Source organism: Kitasatospora sp. Xyl93, from assembly GCF_055383135.1.
Genome location: NZ_AP029185.1, coordinates 5,417,810 through 5,425,000 on the forward strand (window position 1 = coordinate 5,417,810; position 7,191 = coordinate 5,425,000).

General features: G+C 71.7%; 7 protein-coding genes (1 of these 7 running past the window's edge). All 7 read left to right on the forward strand.

From position 1 onward, the window contains the following. Nucleotides 1-26: 26 nt before the first annotated feature. Nucleotides 27-1,169, forward strand: coding sequence for an ABC transporter ATP-binding protein (locus ACZ5GH_RS24120; protein WP_464335210.1), 1,143 nt, complete (start codon nucleotides 27-29; stop codon nucleotides 1,167-1,169). Next, a complete protein-coding gene (locus tag ACZ5GH_RS24125; RefSeq protein WP_464335211.1) occupies nucleotides 1,166-2,095 on the forward strand; it encodes an ABC transporter permease in 930 nt (309 codons plus the stop codon). Before ACZ5GH_RS24120 ends, ACZ5GH_RS24125 begins: the two co-directional genes overlap by 4 nt. Next, on the forward strand, nucleotides 2,095-2,898 hold the full coding sequence (locus tag ACZ5GH_RS24130; protein ID WP_401117456.1) for an ABC transporter permease: 804 nt from the start codon (nucleotides 2,095-2,097) through the stop codon (nucleotides 2,896-2,898). Before ACZ5GH_RS24125 ends, ACZ5GH_RS24130 begins: the two co-directional genes overlap by 1 nt. A gap of 103 nt (nucleotides 2,899-3,001) precedes the next feature. After that, entirely contained in the window at nucleotides 3,002-4,396 is a 1,395-nt protein-coding gene (locus tag ACZ5GH_RS24135; RefSeq protein WP_401117454.1) for an NAD(P)/FAD-dependent oxidoreductase, read from the forward strand. 132 nt (nucleotides 4,397-4,528) lie between these two features. Further along, complete coding sequence (locus ACZ5GH_RS24140) at nucleotides 4,529-4,960, forward strand: bifunctional DNA primase/polymerase (protein WP_387759425.1); 432 nt, start codon at nucleotides 4,529-4,531, stop codon at nucleotides 4,958-4,960. Nucleotides 4,961-5,031: 71 nt separating this feature from the next. Continuing rightward, the gene (locus ACZ5GH_RS24145; protein ID WP_464335212.1) at nucleotides 5,032-5,805 is read left to right on the forward strand and encodes a nucleotidyl transferase AbiEii/AbiGii toxin family protein; all 774 of its coding nucleotides are present in this window, start codon (nucleotides 5,032-5,034) and stop codon (nucleotides 5,803-5,805) included. 225 nt (nucleotides 5,806-6,030) lie between these two features. Beyond that, nucleotides 6,031-7,191, forward strand: partial view of a CoA-acylating methylmalonate-semialdehyde dehydrogenase gene (locus ACZ5GH_RS24150; RefSeq protein WP_401117448.1) — the 5' portion only. The gene runs 363 nt beyond the window's last position; 1,161 of the gene's 1,524 nt are visible here — the first part of the coding sequence; the start codon lies at nucleotides 6,031-6,033; its stop codon lies off the right edge, out of view.

Genomic DNA, 7,191 nt, shown 5'->3' on the forward strand with positions numbered 1-7,191 from the left:
AGAGAGACCCAGGAAGACACCACCCCATGACAGACCAGCAGCGCGACGCGGCCGTCGGCGGCGACGTCCGGCTCACCGGCATCGGCAAGACCTACGGCTCCTTCACCGCCGTCCACCCGCTCGACCTGACCGTCCCGCAGGGCTCGTTCTTCGCCCTGCTCGGCGCCTCCGGCTGCGGCAAGACCACCACCCTGCGCATGATCGCCGGCCTGGAGGAGCCCACCACCGGCACCGTCCTGATCGGCGGCCAGGACGTCACCGCCCTGCCCCCGTACAAGCGGCCGGTGAACACCGTCTTCCAGAGCTACGCGCTCTTCCCGCACCTGGACATCTTCGAGAACGTCGCCTTCGGCCTGCGCCGGCGCGGCCGGAAGGACGTCAGGAAGCAGGTCGAGGAGATGCTGGAGCTGGTCGAACTCGGCCCGTACGCCCGGCGCAAGCCGCACCAGCTCTCCGGCGGCCAGCAGCAGCGCGTCGCGGTCGCCCGCGCGCTGATCAACCACCCGCAGGTGCTGCTCCTGGACGAGCCGCTCGGCGCGCTCGACCTCAAGCTCCGCCGCCAGATGCAGCTGGAGCTGAAGCGGATCCAGACCGAGGTCGGCATCACCTTCGTGCACGTCACCCACGACCAGGAGGAGGCCATGACCATGGCCGACACCATCGCGGTGATGAACGGCGGCCGGGTCGAGCAACTGGGCGCCCCCGCCGAGCTGTACGAGAACCCCGCCACCACCTTCGTGGCCAACTTCCTCGGCCAGTCCAACCTGCTGCCCGCCGAGGTCACCGGCACCGAGGGCGGCGACCTGCTGCTCAGCGCGGCCGGAGCCCGCCTCGCGGTGCCGAAGGCGCGCTGCGCCACCGACGCCACGCGCGTCCACCTGGGCGTGCGCCCGGAGAAGATCACCATCACCCACGCCTGCGAGCAGGTCGCCGACGGCCGCAACCGACTGGTCGGCACGGTGCTCGACTCCAGCTTCATCGGCGTCTCCACCCAGTACGTGGTGCGCACCGACGGCGGCCAGGAGGTCACCGTCTTCGAGCAGAACATGGAGCGCGACGCCCGGATCGTCCCCGGCGCCGCCGTCCAGCTGCACTGGAACCCGGCGCACTCCTTCGCCCTGGACGCCGCCCAGGCGATCGACGCGGGCACCGCGGAGGAGGCCGCATGACCGCCACCACCCCGGCCGCGCCGCCGCGAGTCGTCCCGCTGGAACCGGCGGAGCGCAGGCCGAGGCGCAGGCTCACCCCGTACTGGCTGCTGCTGCCCGGCCTCGCCTGGCTGGTCGTCTTCTTCGCCGTCCCGATGGTCTACCAGGCGTCGACCTCGCTGCAGACCGGCTCGCTCGAAGAGGGCTTCAAGGTCACCTGGCACGTCTCGACCTACTGGGACGCCCTGGTCGAGTACCGGTGGCACTTCCTGCGCTCGTTCTCCTACGCGGCCGTCGCCACCGTGCTCTGCCTGGCCGTCGGCTACCCGCTCGCGTACACGATCGCCTTCAAGGCGAGCAAGCGCTGGCGCAACGTCATCCTGATCCTGGTCATCGCGCCGTTCTTCACCAGCTTCCTGATCCGCACGCTGGCCTGGAAGACCATCCTGTCCGACGGCGGCCCGGTGGTCGGCGCGCTGAACGCGCTGCACGTCCTGGACGTCACCAACCTGCTCGGCCTGACCGACGGCGACCGGGTGCTGGCCACGCCGCTCGCGGTGGTCTGCGGCCTGACCTACAACTTCCTGCCGTTCATGATCCTGCCGCTGTACACCTCGCTGGAGCGGATCGACCCGCGCCTGCACGAGGCGGCCGGCGACCTCTACGCCCGGCCGTTCACCACCTTCCGCAAGGTGACCTTCCCGATCTCGCTGCCGGGCGTGGTCGCGGGCACCCTGCTGACCTTCATCCCGGCCTCCGGCGACTACATCAACGCCCAGCTGCTGGGCTCGCCGAGCGAGCAGATGGTCGGCAACGGCATCCAGAAGCAGTTCCTGAACGTGCTCGACTACCCCACGGCGGCCGCGCTGAGCTTCATCCTGATGGCCCTGATCCTGGGCATGGTGACGGTCTACATGCGCAAGGCCGGGACGGAGGATCTGGTCTGATGTCCCGGATGTCCAAGTGGATCCGCGCCCACCTGGTGGTGCTGGCCGGCCTGCTGGCCCTCGCCTACCTGGTGCTGCCCAACCTGGTCGTGCTCGCCTTCTCGTTCAACAAGCCGGTGGGCAAGTTCAACTACGAGTGGAACGAGTTCTCCACCGACGCCTGGACCGACCCCTGCGGCGTGGCCGACATGTGCGGGTCGCTCTCGCTCAGCCTGCAGATCGCGGTGCTCGCCACCATCGGCGCCACCGTGCTCGGCACCATGGTCGCCTTCGCGCTGGCCCGCTACCGCTTCCGCGGCCGCTCGGCCACCACCGCGATGATCTTCCTGCCGATGGCCATGCCCGAGGTGGTCATGGCGGCCTCGCTCGGGACGCTCTTCCTCAACATGCGCATCCCGTTCGGCTTCACCACCATCCTCATCGCGCACATCATGTTCTGCCTCAGCTTCGTGGTGACGGCGGTCAAGGCGCGCGTGATGAGCATGGACCCGAGGCTCGAACAGGCCGCCCAGGACCTCTACGCGACCCCCACCCAGACCTTCCTGAGGGTCACCCTGCCGCTGGCGGCGCCCGGCATCGCGGCGGGCGCGCTGCTCAGCTTCGCGCTCTCCTTCGACGACTTCATCATCACCCAGTTCAACTCGGGGCCGACCACGGTCACCTTCCCGATGTTCGTCTGGGGCGCCTCGCAGCGCGGCATCCCGGTGCAGGTGAACGTCATCGGCACCGCGATGTTCCTGGCCGCCGTCGCGCTGACCGTCGTCGGCCAGTGGCTGGGCAACCGCCGGAAGGCCACCGCCTGACATACGGTCGGCAGTAGTCGACACGGCTGACAACGGCCGACAGCGGAATGGCAGCGGTGGCACGTAAGAACGTCATCTATTCGTAGAAAGTGGCTGATAATGCATGGACTCCGCCCGCGCGCTCAGTGACGCCAGGCCCACCCCCTTCTGGCTGGAGGACCCCGGCCGGCCGGCGGCGCTGCCCGCCCTGGTCGGCGACACCACCTGCGACCTGCTGGTCGTCGGCGGCGGCTACTCCGGTCTGTGGACCGCCCTCATCGCCAAGGAGCGCGACCCCTCGCTGGACGTCGTGCTGGTCGAGGGCAACGAGGTCGGGTGGGCCGCGTCCGGGCGCAACGGCGGATTCTGCGCGGCCAGCCTCACCCACGGCTTCGGCAACGGCCTGGACCGCTGGCCGTCCGAACTCGCCCAGCTGGAACGCCTCGGTGCCGCCAACCTCGACGGCATCGAGGCCACCCTGAAGCGCTACGGCATCGACGCCGAGTGGGAGCGCACCGGCGAGATCGACGTCGCCACCCAGCCCCACCAGGTCGAGGAGCTCCACGAGATCGCCGAGGCGGTCGCCCGGTACGGCTTCGACATCACCGTCCTGGACGCCGACCAGCTGCGCGCCGAGGTGAACTCGCCGACCTTCCTCGGCGGCCTCTGGGACAAGGAGGGCGTGGCGATGGTCCACCCCGCCAAGCTCGCCTGGGGCCTCAAGGACGCCTGCCTGGGCCAGGGCGTGCGGATCTTCGAGCACACCCGGGCCACCGACCTGCGGGAGCACGGCAGCGGCATGGCCGTCCGCACCCCGTACGGCCGGGTCCTCGCCCGCAAGGTCGCGCTCGGCACCAACGTGTTCCCGTCGCTGCTCAAGCGGGTCCGCCCGTACATCGTCCCGGTGTACGACTACGCGCTGATGACCGAGCCGCTCGACGACGAGCAGCTCGCCTCGATCGGCTGGCGCGGGCGGCAGGGCCTCGGCGACAGCGCCAACAAGTTCCACTACTTCCGGCTCTCCGCCGACAACCGGATCCTCTGGGGCGGCTACGACGCGGTCTACCACTTCGGCGGCCACGTCCGGCACGAGTACGACCAGCGGCCGGAGACCTTCCGCACCCTGGCCAACCACTTCTTCCGCTGCTTCCCGCAGCTGGAGGGCCTGCGCTTCACCAACGCCTGGGGCGGCGCCATCGACACCTGCAGCCGGTTCTCGGCGTTCTTCGACACCGGCTACCGGGGCAAGGTCGCGTACGCCGTCGGGTACACCGGGCTCGGTGTCGGCGCGACCCGCTTCGGCGCCGAGGTGATGCTCGACCTCCTCGCCGGCGAGCGCACCGAGCGCACCTCGCTGGACATGGTGCGCAGCAAGCCGCTGCCGTTCCCGCCCGAGCCGGTCCGCTGGGCCGGGATCGAGCTCACCACCCGGTCGCTGGAGCGGGCGGACCGCACCGGCGGCCACCGCAACCTCTGGCTGCGCACCCTCGACCGGCTGGGGCTGGGCTTCGACAGCTGAAGCGCGAATCCCCCGGTCGGGTGCTCCTAGTCGTGTAATCGGGACCCGTCGTCCGCCTCTCCTTGGTGACGGCGGGTCTCGCACCTCCCGCCGTCTCCGAACAGTACGAACGGCGAGAAGCGGGGACACGACATGGAGACCACCGGACTGCACTGGCTCGCCCAGGTGGCACCGGACCCGGAAGCCCTCCGGGAGCAGTGGGAGCGCACCGGGCTGGGCCTGGTGCTGCTGCCGGCCGGCCGGCGCTGGGACGTCCTCTCCGTCCCCGGACGGCTCGGGCGCCCGGCCCTGGAGATCATGGAACCGTGCACCAGCGGCCCGGTCCTCACCGACGCCGCGGGCGAGCACGTCGGCTTCCTGGTGCCCGTCGGCACCGCCGCCCGCTGGATCGGCACCGGCGTGCGCGCTGCGGGGGAGGGCACCTGGATCGTCGTCCCGCACCCCGAGCGGACCAGCCGGGGCGTGCGCTGGCTGGTCCCGCCGGACGGCTCCGGGCGGCTCAACGACCCGGTGCTGCTGGAGCTCGTCCTGCACGAGGCGGCGGCGAGGCTCGGCGGCTGGTGAGCCCCGCGGTGTCCGACGCCCGGGGCCCGGTGGTGCCGGCGCGCGGAGGGCGGGCGAGGCAGACTGGAGGCGTGACCACCGTCCCGCACGCCGTCGACGCGTCCCTCCGCCCGGGCCCCGCCCAGCTGCGCCTGGCCGCGTCGGCCGTACCCGTCTGCGACCGGTACGGCCTCGCGCTGGCCGGCGGGCACGCGCTGCGCGCCCACGGCGTCGCGGCCTGTCCGCAGGACGGGCTGACCCTGGTGACCGGCGGGGCCGACCTGCCGGAGGTGGCCGCCGCCCTGGGCGAGGCGTACCGGGCGGCGGGCGGCGGGGTCGCCGAGCGGCCGGGGACACCGCGGCTGGAGCAGCTCGCCGTCCGGCTGGCGCTGGGCGGGCGGTCGCACACGGTGGAGCTGCGCAAGGAGCCGCTGGGCCACCGCCCGGTCCGGCTGGACCTCGGTGCGCCCGGACCGGACGAGCCGCCGGTGGTGCTGCCCGTGGTCGCCCTGGAGGACGCGGCTGCGCTGACCACCGCGCTGCTGGTGGACCGGGGCATGCCGCGTGACCTGATCGATGTGCACGCCCTCACCCGCTGCTACCGGGAAGGCGAACTGCTCGCGCTGGCAGGGGAGTTGGACCCGGACTTCCAGCCGGCGGCGCTGGCCGACCGGCTGGAGACGCTCGCCGAGGCGGCGGACGGCCGGTTCCGCGCCCGGGGTGTCCCCGCCGACGGGGTGGACGAGCGGAAGCGCTGGGCGCTGGCCTGGGCGCAGGACCTGCGGCTGGACCTGCTGGAGACCCAGGAGGCGGCGGACGGGCTGCACGACCCGTACCTGGAGGAGCCGGAGGACGGGGACTCCTGACCCCGGCCGGGCGGAGGCCCCCGTTCGTCCGACCGAGTGACCGGACGACCTGTAAGGCTGAATCCATGATCCCCGTCAGCCTGTTCGTTGAGCCGGGCCGAAGCGGCCACCAGACTGGGAGACGAGCGCGGTAGCCCCGTGATTCCCGTCGACCGGCCCACCGCGGGCGGCGCCAGACCGGACCGGTGGCAGGACGCCGCCCGGGACTTCGGAGGCAGACGGACCTTGAGCAAGCACATCATTCACTGGATCGGCGGCAAGCCGGTCGCCACCGCCGGTGCGGCCCCCCGTCGTGGCGAGATCTTCGACCCGGCCACCGGCCAGGTCTCCGGTCAGGTCGACTTCGCCGGGATCGCCGAGGTCGACCAGGCGGTGGCCGCCGCCGCCTCGGCCTTCACCGAGTGGCGCACCGCCTCGATCGCCAAGCGGACGACGGTGCTCTTCGCCTTCCGCGAGTTGCTGAACGCCCGCCGCGACGAGCTGGCCTCGATCATCGTGGCGGAGCACGGCAAGGTGCACTCCGACGCGCTGGGCGAGATCGCCCGCGGCCTGGAGGTCGTGGAGTACGCCTGCGGCATCCCGCAGCTGATCAAGGGCGGTTTCACCGAGCAGGCCTCGACCGGCGTCGACGTCTACTCGATCCGCCAGCCGCTCGGCCCGGTCGCGATCATCTCGCCGTTCAACTTCCCGGCGATGGTGCCGATGTGGTTCTTCCCGATCGCCATCGCCGCCGGCAACACCGTCGTGGTGAAGCCCTCGGAGAAGGACCCGTCCGCCGCCAACTTCCTCGCCGAGCTGTGGAAGGAGGCCGGTCTGCCGGACGGCGTCTTCAACGTCGTGCACGGCGACAAGGTGGCCGTCGACCGCCTGCTGGAGCACCCGGACGTCAAGTCCGTCAGCTTCGTCGGCTCCACCCCGATCGCCCGCTACGTCTACGAGACCGGCACCCGCTACGGCAAGCGCGTGCAGGCCCTGGGCGGCGCCAAGAACCACATGCTGGTCCTGCCCGACGCCGACCTTGACCTCGCGGCCGACGCCGCCGTCAACGCCGGCTTCGGCGCGGCCGGCGAGCGCTGCATGGCGGTGTCCGTGCTGGTCGCGGTCGACCCGATCGGTGACGAGCTGGTCGAGAAGATCAAGCAGCGGATCGCCACCCTGAAGGTCGGTCCGGGCTGCAACGGCGACTCCGAGATGGGCCCGCTGGTCACCGGCCAGCACCGGGACAAGGTCACCTCCTACGTGGAGTCCGGCGTCGCCGACGGCGCCGAGCTGGCCGTGGACGGCCGCAAGCACCCGGTCACCGCCGAGGACCGGAACGGCTCCCCGACGGCCGACGGCTTCTGGCTCGGCCCCACGCTGTTCGACCACGTGAAGCCCGGCATGTCC

Coding starts and splice junctions, on each gene's coding strand:
- ACZ5GH_RS24120 (WP_464335210.1), top strand. CDS start 27: ATGACAGACCAGCAGCGCGACGCGGCCGTCGGCGGCGACGTCCGGCTC.
- ACZ5GH_RS24125 (WP_464335211.1), top strand. CDS start 1,166: ATGACCGCCACCACCCCGGCCGCGCCGCCGCGAGTCGTCCCGCTGGAA.
- ACZ5GH_RS24130 (WP_401117456.1), top strand. CDS start 2,095: ATGTCCCGGATGTCCAAGTGGATCCGCGCCCACCTGGTGGTGCTGGCC.
- ACZ5GH_RS24135 (WP_401117454.1), top strand. CDS start 3,002: ATGGACTCCGCCCGCGCGCTCAGTGACGCCAGGCCCACCCCCTTCTGG.
- ACZ5GH_RS24140 (WP_387759425.1), top strand. CDS start 4,529: ATGGAGACCACCGGACTGCACTGGCTCGCCCAGGTGGCACCGGACCCG.